This is a genomic window from Riemerella columbina (assembly GCF_030517065.1).
Classification (GTDB): domain Bacteria; phylum Bacteroidota; class Bacteroidia; order Flavobacteriales; family Weeksellaceae; genus Riemerella; species Riemerella columbina_A.
In genome coordinates, this window is record NZ_CP103950.1 from 1,774,639 (window position 1) to 1,792,054 (window position 17,416).

Sequence of the window (17,416 nt, forward strand, 5' to 3'; positions counted from 1 at the left end):
AATAAACCTCAATAAAGTATGCCTTAATTTTTCATTTTAAGGCTTCAATATGGGTGGTTAGAAGCATTTTTTATCATTTTTTAGACAAAATATGCCTTAATAATAATGAAAGGATGTCTCATTTTTTTAAGGCAATGTGCAAGGTGGGTGATTAAACGCGTTATTTTATAATTTTTAAGCAAAATAAACCTTAAAAAAGCGTAGCTATTTTTTCATTTTTAAGGCTTCAATGGGGTTACAATGTCTTACCAACCACCGCTGGCGCCGCCGCCACCAAAAGAGCCTCCTCCACCGAAGCCGCCAAAACCGCCACCGCCAGAAGAAGAACCGCCGCCAAAGCTACCACCGAAACCACCTGGGAAAAAGCCTCCACCTGAATATCGGCGGCGCCCTCTGCGAGAAAGAATCACATCGTCATCATCGTAGCCGCTGCCATTGTTTCCGCCCTTGCTTAATAATATCAACAAAACAATAATGATGAAGATAATGATCATATATTTCTTCATCGGTTCTGAGTCCGTGGCTTTTTCTCTCTTTTTTAAAGGCTTGAATTTCCCTTGTACCGCCTCCATAATAGCGGTTGTGCCTGCATCTATTCCGCTGTACCATTGCCCTTGTTTAAACCTTGGCGTTACCAAATAGTCCAAAATCTGCCCTGCGGTAGAGGCGGTTAAATATTGCTCCACAGCGCGCCCTTGCTGTATCGCCATTTTGCGGTCTTCAGTCGCGATGAGGAAAACCACGCCATTATCCACGCCTTTTTGCCCTATGCCCCAGCGTTCGCCGAACATCGTTGCCACATAATTGACATCTTCGCCTTGGGTAGATGGGATTATCACCACCTCTACTTCGGTGGAAGTAGAGTCGGCAAAGGCGATCAGTTTTTGGTTCAGTCTTTGGGCTTCATCTTGGCTCAGCAAACCGACTTCATCATACACGGGATAGAGCACTTTCGGCTTTTGAGGAACTTGGTACTGCCCCAAAAGCGAAACGCTATAGGTGAATAATAAAAGGAATACAAGTCTAAGAGAAGGTAATTTCATTCGGTAACTCGTTTGGATTTTCGCCCCAAATAGGGAAATGTTTTTTAAGCTCTATCCCTGTGCTGAGGATGGCTTCTTTTAAACCTTGATAATAGGCGCCTTGTGCGAAATAGGCGGTGGTTTTATCGTGCAAGACATCCCAAAAGCGTTGTTTTACTTTCGCATGGATGCCTTCATCACCAATGATGGTTAGGTACTTTTCTTTAAAATTAACATGGAACAAAACGGCATTTCTTTCCACCGTTTTATACATCTGCAATTCTTGAAACACCTCAAAAGCTTTTTTCGCATTTTCTGACGCTGTATGCCGATCTATGTGAACTCTAATTTCTCCTGTAGATTGTGCTTCCGCAACACGAATAGCCTCCACTAAGGAAGCTATTTCGGTTTCTGTAAGAAAAGTGTTTTCCATTATTTAAATACCTCTGGAGCCTGTGCTGCACCAGCATCTGCCTTAAAGTAAGGTTTTTCTTTAAAGTTGGTGAAGTTGGCTAAAATGTTATTTGGGAAAGTTTTAATGGTGGTATTATACTCCTTAGCCGCATCGTTATAATACACTGTTTCTGTTCTGATACTGTTTTCTATAGCGGTATATTCTCTTTGGAAATTGATGTATTGCTGATCCGCCTTCAAGTTAGGATATTGCTCCACCACAGCCATCAGTCGGCTTAGCGCCCCACTCAATTCGCCTTGTGCCGCTTGGAATTTTGCCAAATCAGCCTCAGTCATATTGGTTGGGTCAATGGTTACAGAGGTCGCCTTAGCCCGTGCTTCTATCACATTGGTCAGCGTTTCTTGTTCAAATTTGGCATAAGATTTTACAGTACGCTCTAAATTCGGAATCAGGTTGGCTCTTTTCTGATACACCGTTTCCACATTAGACCATTTGGCATTTACCGTTTGCTCTTGTACCACGAAATTATTGTAGCCACTTTTGCCCCAAAAGAAGAGCACCACAGCCACAATCACGAATAGAATCCCCACGGAACCTAATCCTAAACAACCTTTATTTTTCATAATTTTCTAATTTTTGTTTTTTATTCTGGCGTAAATATACAAATAATGTGCTAATTTTGTAGCAAACTTAGATTTTATGATAACAATTGTGGTGGCTATGGGAAAAAATAATGCAATAGGTGCTGATAATCAGTTGCTATGGCATCTTCCTAAAGATTTAAAACATTTTAAAAATCTGACCTCGGAGCATCCTATTATTATGGGGCGAAAAACCTACGAGAGCATAGGGAAACCGCTGCCCAACCGCACCAATATTGTGGTCAGCCAAAAGCCAGATTGGTTTGAAGAAGGGATTTTGATTGTGGGAAGCCTAAAAGAAGCGATGAAATTTGCCAAGAAGATTGATGAGGATTTTTTCATTATTGGTGGTGGCAGTATCTACCAGCAAACCATAGACTTAGCCGACCGATTGGAGGTCACTTTAGTGGATAGCGAACCCCAAGGCGATACTTTTTTCCCTGACATCAATCCTAAAATTTGGACCAAAACCAACGAAGTTTTCCACCCTAAAGATGAACAAAATCCTTACGATTTGTACTTTCAAACTTACGAAAAACAGCCGTAGCCTGTGCTATTCCGCACTTTCTACCACCTCGCCGTATAAGTCAAACTCCTCTGCCGCCGTGATTTTAACATCAGCGAAAGCACCAATAGAAAGATAGGTATTTTCGGCAGGAACCAAAACGGTGTTGTCCACATCTGGGGAGTCAAACTCGGTTCTTCCAACAAAATAAGCGCCCTCTTTTCTATCAAAAATGCAGCGGTAAGTTTTGCCTATTTTCTCTTGGTTTTTCTCCCAAGAAATTTGAGATTGTAGCGCCATAATCTCTTCCACTCGCGCTTCTTTAACTTCCTGAGGAACATCATCTTCCAAAGCATAAGCGGTGGTATTTTCTTCGTGAGAATAGGTAAAACAGCCCAAACGGTCAAAGCGCTGTTCTGCCACCCAATCTTTCAACTCTTGGAAACGCTCTTCCGTTTCGCCAGGGTAACCCACAATGAGCGTGGTTCTAATTGCCATATCTGGCACTTTTTCTCGGAACTTTGATAATAAAGCGTTGGTTTTTTCGTGCGTGGTTCCGCGTTTCATTGATTTTAACAAATCCGAATTGATGTGTTGTAGCGGAATATCAATATAGTTGCACACCTTCGGTTCTTGCTTAATGACCTCTAACACCTCCTCTGGAAAGCCCGTAGGAAAGGCATAATGCAACCGAATCCACTCTATGCCATCTACCTTTACCAAGGCTCTGAGCAAGTCTGCCAAGGCTCTTTTTTTGTAAATATCTAAGCCGTAATAAGTTAAATCTTGAGCAATCAAAATGAGTTCCTTGGTGCCTTTGCGGGCTAATTTTTCGGCTTCTTCCACCAACTTTTCAATTGGAGTAGAGATATGCCCACCGCGCATCAGTGGAATAGCGCAAAAGGAACAAGGGCGGTCGCAACCTTCGGAAATTTTTAAATAGGCGTAATGTTTCGGCGTGGTGGTCAGCCGCTCGCCAACGAGCTCGTGTTTGTAGTCTGCGCCTAAATGTTTGAGCAAAATCGGTAAATCCCGAGTGCCAAAATATTGGTCTACATCGGGGATTTCTTTAATTAAATCCGGTTTGTATCTTTCAGATAAACAACCTGTTACGAAAACCTTTTCTACCTCGCCTCTATTTTTGGCTTCTACGAAATCTAAAATGGTATTGATGGATTCTTCCTTGGCATTATCAATAAATCCGCAAGTGTTAATCACCACAATATCACCGCGTTGCTGTTCGTGAGTCACCTCTTTGCCATTGGCTTTCAGCTGTCCCATCAGGACTTCAGAATCGTATAAATTCTTAGAACAGCCCAAAGTGACCACATTGATTTTCTTTTTTCCCGTAGATTTCGTTCTCATAGCGCGATGGTTGATATTTTAATTCAAGCGTGCAAAGTTAACAATAAAAATTGACTTTTTAAATCGCTTCAATATCAACGCTTTTTAAATCTGATCAGCTGGGCTTTAATACTCCTTTTTAGCGTTATATTATTTTAATTGATTCTTAAAAATAACCGCCTTAGAATAAAGATTGATCAACATCTTATGTTTTCATTAGCAATCTCTAAACACAAAGAAAATATTTACTTTATCATCTTCAAATAATTGCCATAGCCACTTTTGCCGTATTTTTCGGCGGATTTTAGAAGCTGAGCTCTATCGATAAATCCTTTTTTATAGGCGATTTCCTCAATGCAGGAAATTTTAAAACCCTGCCTTTTTTCTAAGACTTTCACAAATTCGGAGGCTTCGTGGAGGGAGTCAAAAGTGCCAGTATCCAGCCACGCCGTTCCTCTACTCATCACACCGACTTCTAACTCGCCTTGCTCTAAGTAGATTTTGTTAATATCCGTGATTTCCAACTCCCCACGAGGAGAGGGGTTCAGGCTCTTGGCGATCTCCACCACCCGATTGTCATAAAAATACAAACCTGGCACAGCATAGTTGGATTTTGGCTCCACAGGCTTCTCTTCAATAGAAATGGCTTTTTGATTTTCATCAAATTCCACTACGCCATAGCGCTCTGGGTCGGTCACTTGGTAGGCAAACACACAGCCGCCCTTAACTTGAGTTTTGCTCTCTAACAAAGCAGGCAAGCCTGTGCCATAAAAAATATTATCGCCCAACACCAGCGCCACCGCATCGTCACCGATAAATTCCTCCCCTAAAATAAAGGCTTGAGCCAAGCCATCGGGGCTCGGTTGTACTTTATATTCTATTGTGCAGCCAATCTGCGAGCCATCGCCTAAGAGTTTTTTAAACGCTTCCTGATCCTGCGGTGTGGTGATGATTAAAATCTCGCGAATCCCCGCCAATAGCAAGGTGGAGAGTGGATAGTAAATCATCGGTTTGTCATAAACGGGCATCAACTGTTTGCTAACAGCGATGGTCAGCGGGTATAATCTGGTGCCAGAGCCTCCGGCTAATATGATTCCTTTCATGATTGATACTGCTTATCGTAATAGTTTTGGTAGTCGCCGGAGGTTACATGCTCCAGCCAATCTTGGTTATTCAGGAACCAATCGATGGTCTGGGCTAAGCCTTGCTCAAAGGTTACGCTAGGTTTCCATCCCAAATCTCTGTTAAGCTTGGAGGCATCTATGGCGTAGCGTTTGTCGTGCCCTGGGCGGTCTTTTACGAAGGTGATTAGCTTTTCGGAATAGCCCTCGGGGCGCCCTAATTTGTGGTCCATTTGCTTAATCAATTCTTTGATTAAATCGATATTTTGCCACTCATTCCAGCCGCCGATGTTGTAGGTTTCGCCTGTTTTGGCTTCGTGGAAAATCTGGAATATCGCCTTGGCATGGTCGATCACGAAGAGCCAATCTCGGGTATACTTGCCATCGCCGTAGATGGGGAGCGGTTTTTCATTGATAATGTTGGAGATACAGAGCGGAATCAACTTCTCGGGGAAGTGGTTAGGTCCGTAATTGTTGGAGCAATTGGACACAATGAAAGGCATTCCGTAAGTGTTGCCATAGGCTCTCACCAAGTGGTCAGAAGCGGCTTTGCTGGCGGAATACGGCGATTTGGGGTCGTAAGGCGTTTCTTCGGTGAAAAACCCAGTTTCGCCCAAAGCTCCATACACCTCATCGGTGGATACATGGTAAAATAAGTTGGTTCTCGGTGTATCGGGGAAGTTGCCGTGGGTATGCTCGGGATTGAGCGTCCAAAATTCCCGACAAAGGTTGAGCAAATTGGCTGTGCCCAGTACATTGGTATTGATGAAAGCGTTGGGATCGGTAATGCTCCTATCCACATGGCTTTCGGCGGCTAAATGCACCACGGCATCAGGTTGGTGGGTTTCAAAAACCTTCCGAAGTTGCTCTGGCTGTGTGATGTCCGCTTTTTCAAACACATAGTTGGGCGCATCTTGTATATCTTTTAGATTTTCCAAATTGCCGGCGTAGGTCAGCGCATCTAAATTCACGATTTTGGTCTGTGGCAAATTCTTCACAAACTCACGCACCACATGCGATCCAATAAAGCCCGCACCACCTGTTATAATGATTGTTTTCATATCTTTCAATTCCAAAGTCTATTAAAAATTTTTCTCTACAAAAGTAGGTTGTACTTTATCTTTATCCGAAAGCATAATATCTTCTATCGGAAGTTTCCAATCAATGGCTAAATCAGCATCGTTCCATAATATCCCTCCTTCAGACTCTCGGCTGTAATAATTATCACATTTATAAGAAAACACCGCAGTTTCACTCAATACCGCAAAACCGTGAGCAAAACCTCTGGGAACATACAGCTGAAGTTTATTTTCTGCTGTAAGCTCCACGCCAAACCATTGTCCATAAGTCTCCGAACCTGTGCGAACATCTACAGCAACATCCCAAACACTCCCTTCTAAACAAGAAACCAATTTGGCTTGTGCGTGTTCGCCTTTTTGTAAATGCAAGCCCCTAACCACGCCATAGGAAGATTTTGAAATATTATCCTGAACGAAATGACCATTCTGCCCTGTAAGCTTTTCAAAGGTTTTCTCATTGAATTTTTCGTAAAAATATCCCCGAGAATCATTAAAAATGGTAGGTTCTATAAGGTAACAATCTTTTAGTGGCGTTTCTGTTAATTTCATTTTTTGTTAGTTTTCATACTTCTGAGCTTCCTGCTCATAGATGGCTTTTTTTAATGCAGAACTAGAAAAACGATGGTCTCTTTTATTGTAATAAATCTCTATTCCCTTCGCCTCGCAGTAGTCTTTTCCTGTAAAATTCTGGTCGCGGTAGTCATCTCCAATAATGCGAATGTCAATCACAAAAGATTTCAGAATATCCAATAAATCTTCTTCCGTATTGTACGGCACAATTTCGTCTACCGACTTACAGGCTTTGAGCTGAATATAGCGCTCTACCACGGATTGTGTAGGCTTGTTTTTATGCGGTCTATCCAAAGAAGGATCCATCTGAAGCCCTACAATAAGGTAATCACAAACGGTTTTGGCTTCTTCCAACATCTTGATGTGCCCCGCGTGGAGGAGATCAAAAGCGGAGAAGGTAATCCCAATTTTTTGTGTTTTCATTGTCGTTCTTTTTGCAAAAATAGTGATTATTTCAGTAAATAATGTACAGCACGACCGATAATTTTCATATCTTCTTTAAAGGAAAGCCGTTGTAGGTATTCAAAATTCATTTTAACCTTGTCTGGGAATAGCACCTTATCATTATATTTTAATGGGTCTGATTGCTGTTTTAATAAAAATTCTTCATTTCGGTATTTGAGGCTCGCGGTGGATAATAAGCCTGGTTTGAGCTGAAGGATAGCTCTATATTCTCCTTGCAGTTGGTTATAATATCCTGCAATATCTGGGCGTGGACCGATAAAACTCATCTCGCCTTTTAAAATATTAAACAACTGTGGCAACTCATCTAATTTGGATTTCCTAAGGAAAGCGCCCCATTGCGAAATATTTTGAGAAATATCATTTATCGTTTTGAATTTATAAATCCTGAAGATTTTACCATACTGCCCCACCCTTTCTTGAATGAAAATACCGTGAGAGTGTGTATCTAACGAGGATAAAACATAAATCATCGCCATTATTGGAAGCAATAAAATAGCCGCCAATAATGCGATGATTTTTTCAAAAAAATACCGAATTTTTAAATAATTATGCTGAATTCTGTTCATCATTTTTGAGCCGTATGTTATGCCAGTATGCTGGTGCGTGAGGGATAGAGGCGACATCCTTTTTTGAGGAGGAACGACGAAAAAAAGATAAAGCCGAAAGCCCGACCCGAGCGGTGGGAAAAGCCTCGGCGAGGGGCACGCCCCAATGAAGAACCTGCGCCATCTCTATACGCTACGTGGCATTTTTTGGACTACTTGCGCTATCCTCGCTCGGTCTTGGTCGGTTAGGTTGGAGCCTGAGGGGAGGCAAAGTCCGTTGTTAAACAAATTTTTGGCGACTTTTCCGCCGTAATAAGGGGCGTTGGCAAATACGGGCTGGAGGTGCATAGGCTTCCACAGCGGGCGCGACTCTATATTATCCTCTAAAAACCGAAGGCGTAAATCTTCGCGGGTGAAGCCTGCCTTTTCGGGGTCGATAAGGATAGCTGAGAGCCAATGGTTGGAAAAATAGTCCGCCGAGGGTTCGCTAAATACCGTAACACCTTCAATATCAGAAAACAACGCTTTATAAAAATCGTGATTGGCACGGCGCTGGGCGACACGCTGGTCTAAAACTTCCATCTGTCCGCAGCCGATGCCCGCACAAATGTTGCTCATTCGGTAGTTGTAGCCGATTTCCGAGTGTTGGTAATGCGGGGCGTTGTCCCTCGCCTGCGTGGATAAAAACACGGCTTTGTCCTTCTGGGCTTGACTTTGGCAGACCAACGCACCGCCGCCCGAAGTGGTGATGATTTTGTTGCCGTTGAAACTCAGAATGCCCATCTCGCCAAAGGTGCCACATTTTTGCCCTTTGTAAGTGCTGCCCAACGCCTCGGCAGCGTCTTCTATGATGGGAATTTGGTAGGTTTCGGCGATGGTTTTTAAGGCATCCATCTGGGCGGGCATTCCGTAAAGGTGCACCACAATGATGGCTTTGGGCTTTTTACCCTTAGCGATGCGGTCCTGAATTGCCGCCTCCAATGCCTTTGGGCAAATGTTCCAAGTTTGCGGTTCGCTATCCACAAAAATAGGCGTAGCCCCCTGATAAACAATGGGATTCGCTGATGCGGAAAAGGTCATACTTTGGCAAAGCACCTCGTCGCCTGCCTGCACGCCCAAAATGATGAGTGCCAAATGCAAAGCTGCCGTCCCCGAGCTGAGTGCCGCCACCTCCACCTTCGGCGAGAGGTAGTTTTTTAGGTCGGATTCGAATTGATTGACATTGGGACCCAGCGGTGCCACCCAATTTTCGGCAAAAGCCTCGTTGATATAAGTTTGCTCATTGCCTCCCATATGCGGCGAAGAAAGCCATATTTTTGTGTTCATATCGTTTTTATTTTTGTTGTTTTTGCCAGGTTGGTTTTTAGGGTTATATCTCTAAAAAATTGGTGCTGTATAGAAGTTTTTAGGGTTGTAAGTTTAAAAAGATTTGATTTTTAGAATTTGAGCAGGGTTGCCCACTACTGTCGCTCCATCTGGGACATCTCTAATAACAACCGATCCAGCTCCAATTGTTGCCCATTTCCCAATTTTAATTCCTTGTATTATAGATGCCCCAATACCTATATGTGTACCTTCGCCAATGTGAACATTGCCTGCTAATGCTGCATTAGGCGAAATATGCACAAAATCTTCTACTAAACAATCATGCTCTATGATTGCTCCTGTGTTAATAATACAATGTTTTCCTATTTTAGCATCAGGATTTACTACTGCATTAGCCATTATTACCGTACCTTTATCTACACTTGAAGCCTTAGATACTACGGCTTTAGGATGAATAGCCGTAAAATAGTCAAAAGCATATTTTTGTGATATTTCCTTTCGGATTTTATTATTACCTATGGAAATAATAGCTTCAAGGCAATCGTTATGATTCAGGTTATTTTTAACAACCGAAATTCCCAAAAGTTCTGCATATTTGGGATTATCATCATAAATTTTTTCTATTTCTATTTTATTTTCTTGTAAAATATCCAAAATTACCTTACAATGCCCACTGGCTCCAAACAGAATCATATCTAATTACCTTTAAAGGGTTCCATTGTCACTTGTCCATCTTGAGAAATGCCTTCCGAAATCAATACTTTTTTGATGGTCAAAAACAATATTTTAATATCCAAAAGTAGTGAAATATGGTGGACATACCAAACATCATATTCAAATTTTTGTTCCCAAGATAGGGCATTTCTCCCATTAACTTGTGCCCATCCCGTGATGCCTGGGCGTACTTGGTGGCGAAGGCGTTGTTCTTCATTATAGAGTGGCAAATATTCTGGTAATAAGGGACGAGGGCCAATCAGGCTCATATCACCTTTGATGACATTGAGGAGCTGAGGGATTTCATCTAAGGAGGTTTTGCGTACTAATTTACCAATAGCGGTTAGGCGGTCAGCATCGGGTAATAGGTTGCCCTGGGCATCTTTTTTATCGTTCATCGTTTTGAATTTGATGATTTTAAAAAGTCGCTCACCTTGACCTGGGCGTATCTGAAAGAAAAACGATTTTCCATCATTGGCAATGGCTAATAAAATGGTTACCAAAATAAAAATCGGTAAAAGAATAACGAATCCCACTAAGGATAATACAAAGTCTATTAGGCGTTTAAATATTTTTTCATACATAGGATAAAGCGAAAATTGTTTTAAAAAATAAATATATTTTAACTCCAAAAATAAGTATTATCAAGCTGATAAAAAAGTTTCTCCTACTCGATTTTGGTGGTATTTTGATTAAAATTAACATGGTAAGAGCGAAAGTAACTTAACATTTTTCATTGAGCAAATCTTGATATTCTTTTAACAATGCCTCCCAAACGACTTGTTGCTGATAGCGTTGTACAATCATTGGGCGACTTTGGGATTTTAATTGCTGATATAAACGGTTATTGGCTAACAATTCTTTCATTGCCGATTGCAGCGCTTGCACATCTTTTGGAGGTACGATAATGCCGTTTTGCTGAGGCACAATAATCTCGTTACAACCATTGATATCCGAAACGATACTCGGCAATTCCATCGCACCCGCTTGCATCACGACATTAGGGAAACCTTCTCTATAACTCGGAAATACCAATGCATCTGCCACAGCAAAATAAGGGCGAACATCCGACTGAAATCCTACGGTTATAATATGAGGATTTTGCTCTATCTCTTGTATCGTCTTATTTTCCAATGGGTCTAAAGCTCTTTCTTCGGGACCTACCAATAGGAGCTTAGCATTGGGGAGTTGGAGGTTTTTAAACGCTTCCACCAGTTCATTGATGCCTTTGTCCCCTACCAATCTGCCCACAAAAATATATACAAAATCATCTGGTTTAATTCCTAATTCCGATTTTAATTTTTCTCGTTGATTTTCAGAAATTTGAGCTACAGAAAAATCATCAGTATTGATGCCGTTAGAAGAGCCGTTAGCAATAACTTTTATTTTATTATGATCAAAGATATAACCTTTCTCTATTATAAAGTTATATAAACCTCTGGAGTTTGGATACACTTTGGTTGCACAAGCATATGTCAACTTTTCTACTATATCTAATATTTTTCTTTTTAGACCTTGAGATTCCATCAAGGGTAAGCCTGCTACCGTATGTAATCTTATAGGTACACCTGCAAAAAAAGAAGCTAACATCCCTATCAATCCCGCTTTAGGAGTATGAGTATGTACAATTTGAGGTTTTTCTTTATTAAGTAATTTCCACATTTTCCAAAGCGATTTTAAATCTTTGAAAGGTGTTATTTGCCGAGACATATCAATAGAATATATTCTTATATTTTCACTATTTGATACCTCCTCCAGATCAATTCCTGGAGATGACACCCCTACAACTTCAAACCTATTTTTAGTCATAAACATATGCTGCCCTCTTAAAAGAATTTTTAAAGAAGTAGGAACCGTGGTAATTCTTATAAGTTTTCTCATTTAAGTTTTTTCTTAAAGGGTAAAAGAATAATCAAAGGTACTAAAAATAATGATAGATAAAAAAATCTATAATGAAAATTGGTCTGCATTAGAAGCACCCAAATAGCATTAGCTATTATAAATACACTTATTAAAAGAAATTTTAGAAAAATAACTATATTTTTTTTGTTAACACAATATAACTTCAACACAATATATAAAAAAAATCACAAATAACATAAAACAAATATCGTTTTAAAAAATAAATATATTTTGACTCCAAAAATAAGTATTATCAAGCTGATAAAAAAGTTTCTCCTACTCGATTTTGGTGGTATTTTGATTAAAATTAACATGGTAAGAGCGATATTAGTCAGTAAAGTATACCTTGAAAAAATGTTCGGAAAAAGTAAACTCACTACGCACGGCAAAAGTACGAATGCCCAACTAATGGTATAAGCGAAATAAGTTTTGAGTTCTTTTTTGAATAATAGTAGGGCGGTCAGCATTGGAGCATAAGTATAAAGTAGTTGTAAAAATACTGATTTCCAATGATGCTGACGCCATTCTTCCACCAAAATATCATTTTTTTTCAAATAAAAATTCACTTTTAAAAGCCAACTCTCAGGCAATCCGAGGGCTAAAAAATCTGAGGGTAAGAATTTGATTATCAAAATTACGATGCTCATCACAAAAGCCAATAGCCATTGTTTCTTGATCCAGTTTTGAGGATTTTTTGAATAGCGTATCCCAATTATATAAATCAAATAGAGTAAAAAGTAAATCCAAGTACTAAAATGAAATAAAGCAGCATATACAAGTGCTCCTAATGCCCATAGTATTTTTTTCTTATCTATCCATAATAGGGCTAAGGCAACAAAAGACAGGGCGTGAATATTCCTCACTCCAGAAAGTACTGCCAAAAGCGGAAGTGCACAAAAAACGATACCATATTCCCAAAATTCAGGTTTTCTCCCTTTTTCTTTCGTGTAAAAAAACTGAAATACATATAGAAAATTGAAAACCGTGAGATAAGTAACACTCATTAGGAAACACTGGATAGGCACCCCTAATCTTGCAGAAATATAAATCATCATCTGTGAGAGATAATCAGGAATAGTTCTTAGTATCTCCTGCCCTACTTCGCTATCCCAAGTGTTTTGAGTAAAAAGATCGTAATACCAATAAAATCTGCTTAAATCATAACTAGCTGGTGGCGTATAAAGTCCAATACCCAAAGCATATACTAAGGGAAGCAGCCATAAGGCTGGTTGCTGATAGCGCCACTTAACAATTTTCATTAACATACAAAATAGACCATTTTAAAAACATTTAAAACCAAACTATTATTTGTTATTTTTTATATTAACTCTATCATATTTTGATCTATATTCCACTTTATATTTATCATCCACAGTATCAAATTTATTTTTATACAAACTCACATTCCCTTTCAAATATTTTTTATTCTTTGGTATTTTAGATGTAGCATAGCCTATTCCTACTTTTGAATCAATGATAGTATTTGTTCTTATAGCAACACCAACCGAGTCCTCTGATCCCATTAGCTCATAAAAGGCCAGCGAAACACCATAATTTTTATTATTATACAAATATGAATTCTGTATCTTGATATTTTTAATTATATTATATGAATGATTAGGCTCTATATCTATACCTGCTTGCGGATTAGTACCAAAAGTATTTGAAACTACAACATCAGATATCAATAACTCCTGACTATTTATTACTGAAATTCCGTTTCTTCTATTATAGTCTATCCATCCATTTCTTACCTCAATATTAATATTATCCTTAGTTCCTATTTGTCCAATATAAATACCGTCTCCCCAACAATGACTGATATAAGGGTTAATAATTTTTACATTCTCAGATGATTTTATAGAAATCCCCATTCCCCATTCTCCTTTATTTGACAAGTGAGTATCCCTATCTCCATAAATTTTAGGAAAATATATATCTACATTTTTCCTGTTATGAATTCTTAAAATTTCATAATTCGTTTTAGAAGATGGCAATAATCTCAATAGTGAATATTTACCAAATAATATTTTTTGATTATCGTAAACTGTAAGTCCTTGATCATTAACCAATATAGGAAAATTAGGCATTAGTATATTTGTATTTTCATCTAATGCTCTTTGTATATATATTGTATAGTCTATCGTAGCATCTTTTACATAAGGTTTAGGAAGGTAATCCTCGGCTTTCTTAAATTTTATTTGAGACTGTAGCTGATTGTATTTAACACTCTCATTATAAGATTTTAATTTTTTACTCGCTTCCTTAGGCAATTCCTTATAAATTCCAGCTTGAGCTTTTGCTTTTTTACAAGAAAAAAATAAAAATACAAGCGTTATTGCTAATACTATTTTAAATACTTTCTTTATATACATCTATATACCGTTTTACCATTTTACTAATGTGATAATCTAAAGATCTTTGTTGACATTTCTCCGCAATTTTATTATAGAGATTACTATCTGTCATCAATAATAAAATCTTTTCTGCTAAATCTTTCTCATTATTGGGTTCAAAAACCACGCCATAGCCTTTTACAATATTTTCTAATCCTGGTGCTTGACTGGCAACAAATGGCTTACCACTTGCCATACCTTCTATACAAGACAAAGATAAACCTTCGTAATGAGATGATAAAATGGTGATATCGGAGGTTTTCAAAATCCGAGGTACATCATTTCTTAAACCTAAAAATTGGACTCTCTGTTCTAAATTAAGATTTTGTACCATTTTTTTACACTCCTCCTCTAACTCTCCTATGCCTATCAGTAGTAATTTAACATTCTCTGGTAATAATGCAAGAGCTTTGATGAGTGTTTTTTGGTCTTTGGGATACCTGAAACTGGATACTTGGACTAAAATAAAATCTTGCTCTCCAAAAAATTCTGTTTTTTTATAAGGTAATGCGGTGGCATATTGCGCTATATCTACGCCATTGTTTATCAATTGAAATCTATCCTGCGGAAAGCCTAAATGTTCTTTTATTTTACGATCTACATCATCTGATATACTAACGATTTTTCGGACGCCTCGGTAGATAACTCGATCTATCCACTTTAATAAAAAATGCTCACGGCGTTTATTGTGCGTACTATGCTCGGTATAAACGATAGGGGTTTTAGAGAAACTCAACCACTTCGCTAACACCACCCAATATAAAGCTGGAAACAAATGGGTATGCACCACATCATATTTTCTTAAATAGGGTATTATTTTAAATATCAGCAATGGGTTATATACGCTCCCTTGTGTGAGAGTGGTATAGTTCAGTTGCTCTTCTTCAACTTTTTTGCTTAGGAAGGTATCTGCTTTTTTTAAAGCTAATACATCCATTTCTACCCCTTCTTTTTTATAAAAATCTAGTGACTCTATCAATAGTGTTTCTGCTCCACCAATTTCAACAGAGTTTATAATTTGTAAAATCTTCATTTATAGCAGTTTTTTTAGTTCAGTAGTCCATTTCTTTACAATTTCACCTTTTGAAAATCTTTGGCTATTCTCTAAAGCTAATGCCGACATTCTTCGTCGTTTATCAGTATCAGAAAGCAATAGAAATAATTCATCAGCATAATCCTCTAAATTATTATCTTTCACCAGAATACCCGAACCATTGTGTAGTATTTCTGCTGGACCCGAGTAGATATCAAACGCTATACTTGGGAGAGCGTAGTCCTGAGCCTCTAATAAAACCATTGGAAGTCCCTCAAAGTATGAAGTCATGCACAAGACCCCCGCCTGTTGGTAGACCTCCCTCATATCCTGATTTTCTAATATCTTAATAGAATCTCCTAAACCTTTTTTAACTATTAAAGCCTTTAGATTCTCTTTTTGCTCTCCATAGCCTACCAGATGTAGCTTCCAACCAAGATTGAAATATTTATGTTCTAAAATATCCCAAATCTCTATCAAACGTTCAAAACCTTTTACAGGTACAAAACGACCAACTGCAATCGCCACTTTACTATCTTCAGAATATTGTACTTCAGTACCACTATATGGGCTAATGTTATAAATATAGGTAATGGCATTGTTAATGCGAAGTTGTTTTTTCCAAGTCTCTTCATCTCTTTCTGTAAGTACCACAATTAAGTCCGCATACTTAGCCGCTATGATGCGAAAATAAGCTCTTAACTTACTATTATTAGTATTTTTAAAATTAAAATGCTCCCATACTACTAACTTAGGCTTTTTCTTTAAAAGTATTGTGGGTAAAAAAGAAAACAGAAGAGAAATAGTTTCTATTAAGATAATAGCATCATAGACATTAGCTTTTAAATATTTTCTTAATCGAAAGAAGAGTTTTATATACTGTCTTTTGTAATGCGTAATCTCCAAATTAACCACTGAGATATTATCATCAATAGGGAAGGCAAAATCTTCCCTATTATCATTAAGAGTCAGAATACTGATGTGCAAGCCTTCTAACTGAGCCATTGCATTCATCAAGGTGATGGCCGCTCGCTCCACTCCCCCTTTATTTCTCATACTCGGAATAAAAAATAGTATTTTCATAGTTTTTCTTTTGGCGTTTGATAGCAGTATAGTAGGGCTATAATCAATAGCGTGGCAATACCTTTAACATTAATGATAAGCAATACCGTGACTAATAAAAGAAAGAGTAAAGTATACCCCTTATTCCAAAAGGCTACTTTTAGTGCGTAAATTTCTATCCACAGATAAAGAAGCATTCCTGGTATTCCAAAATAATAAAGCAAACGAAGGTATCCTATATCAGAGTAAACATAATCTCCAAATGAAACATCCTCCGAGCCATTAACCCCCGTTCCTATTAGATAGACCATATCATTCTGTGGAAGTATAAAATAGTCCATAGTACCCTTCGCAGACTCTGATTCTAAATCTCCGTTTTCATAAAACTTAACAATAAAACCAAATGCATTATTTATCAAAGCTTCATACTTGGCTAAGTCTAAAATATTAAAAAGAGCTACGATACCCACAATAATTATGGCTATATATGAAAAATAGGTTAATATTTTTTTATAGCTAAAATAGTGATGATTATTAAATAATAAAAGTACGAGTAAAGAAAGGAAAACTCCAAAAATAGTAGACCGGGAGAGTCCCATACCTACTATAGAAAATAAAATATACAAGAGTATTAAAGGGATATTATTCTTAAAAATCTTAACTTTAAATTTAATACTATACGCAATAAGTATAAGAGCTGTAGCATAAAAAAAACTTGCCGTATAAAAAAGCAGCCCAAAACCTATAAACCGTGTTTTTACATTAAGGTGATAATTAATAATACTTATTGCAAAATCACTAATTCTTTGTAAAGACACTAGAAAGTTAGCAAACGGTGTTATAAAATACATCAATAGTGCAAAAAGAGATTGTAATAATATAGTATATAAAAAATACCGCGTAATGTTAATAAAGTTAGCTTCCCCATATTCCTTTTCAATAAGATAAATAGGTACATAAGCAGACAGTAACATAACTACAAGCGTAAAGGGATATTTGACGTAAGAATCATCGCCATAGATATTAAATATATAGGAGCAGAGTATAGACCAAATGCAGAGTAGTAATGAAAAAAATATAAGATATAATACTGTTCTTAAAATCTGGTTATTTTTAGCCTTAGATAGATCTTTCAGAAACAATACTACTCCTATAAGAGCTATTAAAAAACGAGAAGAAGCTACTCCTGGTAGAAAAATAAAACTAATCGGGAATAGCGCTCCAAACATTGTTAAAATAACACTTATTTTTCTTAAAATATGCCACATAAAACCGG

19 protein-coding genes are annotated in these 17,416 nt (G+C 38.0%); 1 reads left to right on the forward strand and 18 read right to left on the reverse strand.

The annotated features are described in order from the left end of the window. Positions 1-245 precede the first annotated feature (245 nt). The 3 genes from NYR17_RS08325 to NYR17_RS08335 are packed head-to-tail and all read right to left on the reverse strand — an operon-like array spanning position 246 to position 2,060. Positions 246-1,043: a TPM domain-containing protein gene (locus NYR17_RS08325; protein ID WP_302505252.1), complete on the reverse strand. Its 798-nt coding sequence runs from the start codon at positions 1,041-1,043 to the stop codon at positions 246-248. Further along, positions 1,024-1,455: a TPM domain-containing protein gene (locus NYR17_RS08330; protein ID WP_302505253.1), complete on the reverse strand. Its 432-nt coding sequence runs from the start codon at positions 1,453-1,455 to the stop codon at positions 1,024-1,026. The genes NYR17_RS08325 and NYR17_RS08330 overlap by 20 nt, the downstream gene beginning before the upstream one ends. Next, the gene (locus NYR17_RS08335; protein WP_302505254.1) at positions 1,455-2,060 is read right to left on the reverse strand and encodes a LemA family protein; all 606 of its coding nucleotides are present in this window, start codon (positions 2,058-2,060) and stop codon (positions 1,455-1,457) included. Before NYR17_RS08335 ends, NYR17_RS08330 begins: the two co-directional genes overlap by 1 nt. Before the next feature lie 76 nt (positions 2,061-2,136). Between NYR17_RS08335 and NYR17_RS08340 the strand changes: the two genes are divergently transcribed. Then, a complete protein-coding gene (locus NYR17_RS08340; protein WP_302505255.1) occupies positions 2,137-2,625 on the forward strand; it encodes a dihydrofolate reductase in 489 nt (162 codons plus the stop codon). A 6-nt stretch (positions 2,626-2,631) separates the two neighbouring features. On the opposite strand, the gene rimO is transcribed toward NYR17_RS08340, so the two are convergent. From rimO to NYR17_RS08415, 15 genes are all read right to left on the reverse strand, one after another. After that, positions 2,632-3,948 carry a 30S ribosomal protein S12 methylthiotransferase RimO gene (gene rimO, locus NYR17_RS08345; protein WP_302505256.1) on the reverse strand — a complete coding sequence of 439 codons (1,317 nt, stop codon included), beginning with the start codon at positions 3,946-3,948 and terminating at the stop codon, positions 2,632-2,634. Positions 3,949-4,172: 224 nt separating this feature from the next. Further along, positions 4,173-5,030 (reverse strand): glucose-1-phosphate thymidylyltransferase RfbA, encoded by an 858-nt coding sequence (rfbA, locus tag NYR17_RS08350; protein WP_302505257.1) that lies wholly within the window; start codon positions 5,028-5,030, stop codon positions 4,173-4,175. Then, complete coding sequence (gene rfbB, locus NYR17_RS08355; protein ID WP_302505258.1) at positions 5,027-6,109, reverse strand: dTDP-glucose 4,6-dehydratase; 1,083 nt, start codon at positions 6,107-6,109, stop codon at positions 5,027-5,029. The genes rfbA and rfbB overlap by 4 nt, the downstream gene beginning before the upstream one ends. 21 nt (positions 6,110-6,130) lie before the next feature. After that, entirely contained in the window at positions 6,131-6,676 is a 546-nt protein-coding gene (gene rfbC, locus NYR17_RS08360; RefSeq protein WP_302505259.1) for a dTDP-4-dehydrorhamnose 3,5-epimerase, read from the reverse strand. A gap of 6 nt (positions 6,677-6,682) precedes the next feature. Then, positions 6,683-7,120 (reverse strand): adenylyltransferase/cytidyltransferase family protein, encoded by a 438-nt coding sequence (locus NYR17_RS08365; RefSeq protein WP_302505260.1) that lies wholly within the window; start codon positions 7,118-7,120, stop codon positions 6,683-6,685. A gap of 26 nt (positions 7,121-7,146) precedes the next feature. Continuing rightward, entirely contained in the window at positions 7,147-7,728 is a 582-nt protein-coding gene (locus NYR17_RS08370) for a sugar transferase (RefSeq protein WP_302507048.1), read from the reverse strand. Between the two features lie 165 nt (positions 7,729-7,893). Next, entirely contained in the window at positions 7,894-9,033 is a 1,140-nt protein-coding gene (locus tag NYR17_RS08375) for a DegT/DnrJ/EryC1/StrS family aminotransferase (protein WP_302505261.1), read from the reverse strand. A gap of 93 nt (positions 9,034-9,126) precedes the next feature. Next, positions 9,127-9,726: an acetyltransferase gene (locus tag NYR17_RS08380; RefSeq protein ID WP_302505262.1), complete on the reverse strand. Its 600-nt coding sequence runs from the start codon at positions 9,724-9,726 to the stop codon at positions 9,127-9,129. A 2-nt stretch (positions 9,727-9,728) separates the two neighbouring features. After that, a complete protein-coding gene (locus NYR17_RS08385) occupies positions 9,729-10,331 on the reverse strand; it encodes a sugar transferase (protein WP_302505263.1) in 603 nt (200 codons plus the stop codon). A gap of 139 nt (positions 10,332-10,470) precedes the next feature. After that, positions 10,471-11,628 carry a glycosyltransferase family 4 protein gene (locus NYR17_RS08390; RefSeq protein WP_302505264.1) on the reverse strand — a complete coding sequence of 386 codons (1,158 nt, stop codon included), beginning with the start codon at positions 11,626-11,628 and terminating at the stop codon, positions 10,471-10,473. A gap of 206 nt (positions 11,629-11,834) precedes the next feature. Beyond that, entirely contained in the window at positions 11,835-12,914 is a 1,080-nt protein-coding gene (locus NYR17_RS08395; protein ID WP_302505265.1) for an EpsG family protein, read from the reverse strand. A gap of 39 nt (positions 12,915-12,953) precedes the next feature. After that, a complete protein-coding gene (locus NYR17_RS08400; RefSeq protein ID WP_302505266.1) occupies positions 12,954-14,024 on the reverse strand; it encodes a right-handed parallel beta-helix repeat-containing protein in 1,071 nt (356 codons plus the stop codon). Beyond that, the gene (locus NYR17_RS08405) at positions 14,002-15,078 is read right to left on the reverse strand and encodes a glycosyltransferase (protein ID WP_302505267.1); all 1,077 of its coding nucleotides are present in this window, start codon (positions 15,076-15,078) and stop codon (positions 14,002-14,004) included. The genes NYR17_RS08400 and NYR17_RS08405 overlap by 23 nt, the downstream gene beginning before the upstream one ends. Then, positions 15,079-16,161, reverse strand: coding sequence for a glycosyltransferase family 4 protein (locus tag NYR17_RS08410; RefSeq protein WP_302505268.1), 1,083 nt, complete (start codon positions 16,159-16,161; stop codon positions 15,079-15,081). It lies immediately after the preceding gene. After that, positions 16,158-17,408, reverse strand: coding sequence for a hypothetical protein (locus NYR17_RS08415; protein WP_302505269.1), 1,251 nt, complete (start codon positions 17,406-17,408; stop codon positions 16,158-16,160). Before NYR17_RS08415 ends, NYR17_RS08410 begins: the two co-directional genes overlap by 4 nt. Positions 17,409-17,416: the final 8 nt, after the last annotated feature.

Coding starts and splice junctions, on each gene's coding strand:
- NYR17_RS08385 (WP_302505263.1), bottom strand. CDS start 10,331: ATGTATGAAAAAATATTTAAACGCCTAATAGACTTTGTATTATCCTTA.
- NYR17_RS08335 (WP_302505254.1), bottom strand. CDS start 2,060: ATGAAAAATAAAGGTTGTTTAGGATTAGGTTCCGTGGGGATTCTATTC.
- NYR17_RS08390 (WP_302505264.1), bottom strand. CDS start 11,628: ATGAGAAAACTTATAAGAATTACCACGGTTCCTACTTCTTTAAAAATT.
- NYR17_RS08340 (WP_302505255.1), top strand. CDS start 2,137: ATGATAACAATTGTGGTGGCTATGGGAAAAAATAATGCAATAGGTGCT.
- NYR17_RS08395 (WP_302505265.1), bottom strand. CDS start 12,914: ATGTTAATGAAAATTGTTAAGTGGCGCTATCAGCAACCAGCCTTATGG.
- NYR17_RS08400 (WP_302505266.1), bottom strand. CDS start 14,024: ATGTATATAAAGAAAGTATTTAAAATAGTATTAGCAATAACGCTTGTA.
- rfbB (WP_302505258.1), bottom strand. CDS start 6,109: ATGAAAACAATCATTATAACAGGTGGTGCGGGCTTTATTGGATCGCAT.
- NYR17_RS08380 (WP_302505262.1), bottom strand. CDS start 9,726: ATGATTCTGTTTGGAGCCAGTGGGCATTGTAAGGTAATTTTGGATATT.
- NYR17_RS08410 (WP_302505268.1), bottom strand. CDS start 16,161: ATGAAAATACTATTTTTTATTCCGAGTATGAGAAATAAAGGGGGAGTG.
- NYR17_RS08415 (WP_302505269.1), bottom strand. CDS start 17,408: ATGTGGCATATTTTAAGAAAAATAAGTGTTATTTTAACAATGTTTGGA.
- NYR17_RS08370 (WP_302507048.1), bottom strand. CDS start 7,728: ATGAACAGAATTCAGCATAATTATTTAAAAATTCGGTATTTTTTTGAA.
- rimO (WP_302505256.1), bottom strand. CDS start 3,948: ATGAGAACGAAATCTACGGGAAAAAAGAAAATCAATGTGGTCACTTTG.
- NYR17_RS08375 (WP_302505261.1), bottom strand. CDS start 9,033: ATGAACACAAAAATATGGCTTTCTTCGCCGCATATGGGAGGCAATGAG.
- NYR17_RS08330 (WP_302505253.1), bottom strand. CDS start 1,455: ATGGAAAACACTTTTCTTACAGAAACCGAAATAGCTTCCTTAGTGGAG.
- rfbC (WP_302505259.1), bottom strand. CDS start 6,676: ATGAAATTAACAGAAACGCCACTAAAAGATTGTTACCTTATAGAACCT.
- NYR17_RS08365 (WP_302505260.1), bottom strand. CDS start 7,120: ATGAAAACACAAAAAATTGGGATTACCTTCTCCGCTTTTGATCTCCTC.
- NYR17_RS08405 (WP_302505267.1), bottom strand. CDS start 15,078: ATGAAGATTTTACAAATTATAAACTCTGTTGAAATTGGTGGAGCAGAA.
- rfbA (WP_302505257.1), bottom strand. CDS start 5,030: ATGAAAGGAATCATATTAGCCGGAGGCTCTGGCACCAGATTATACCCG.
- NYR17_RS08325 (WP_302505252.1), bottom strand. CDS start 1,043: ATGAAATTACCTTCTCTTAGACTTGTATTCCTTTTATTATTCACCTAT.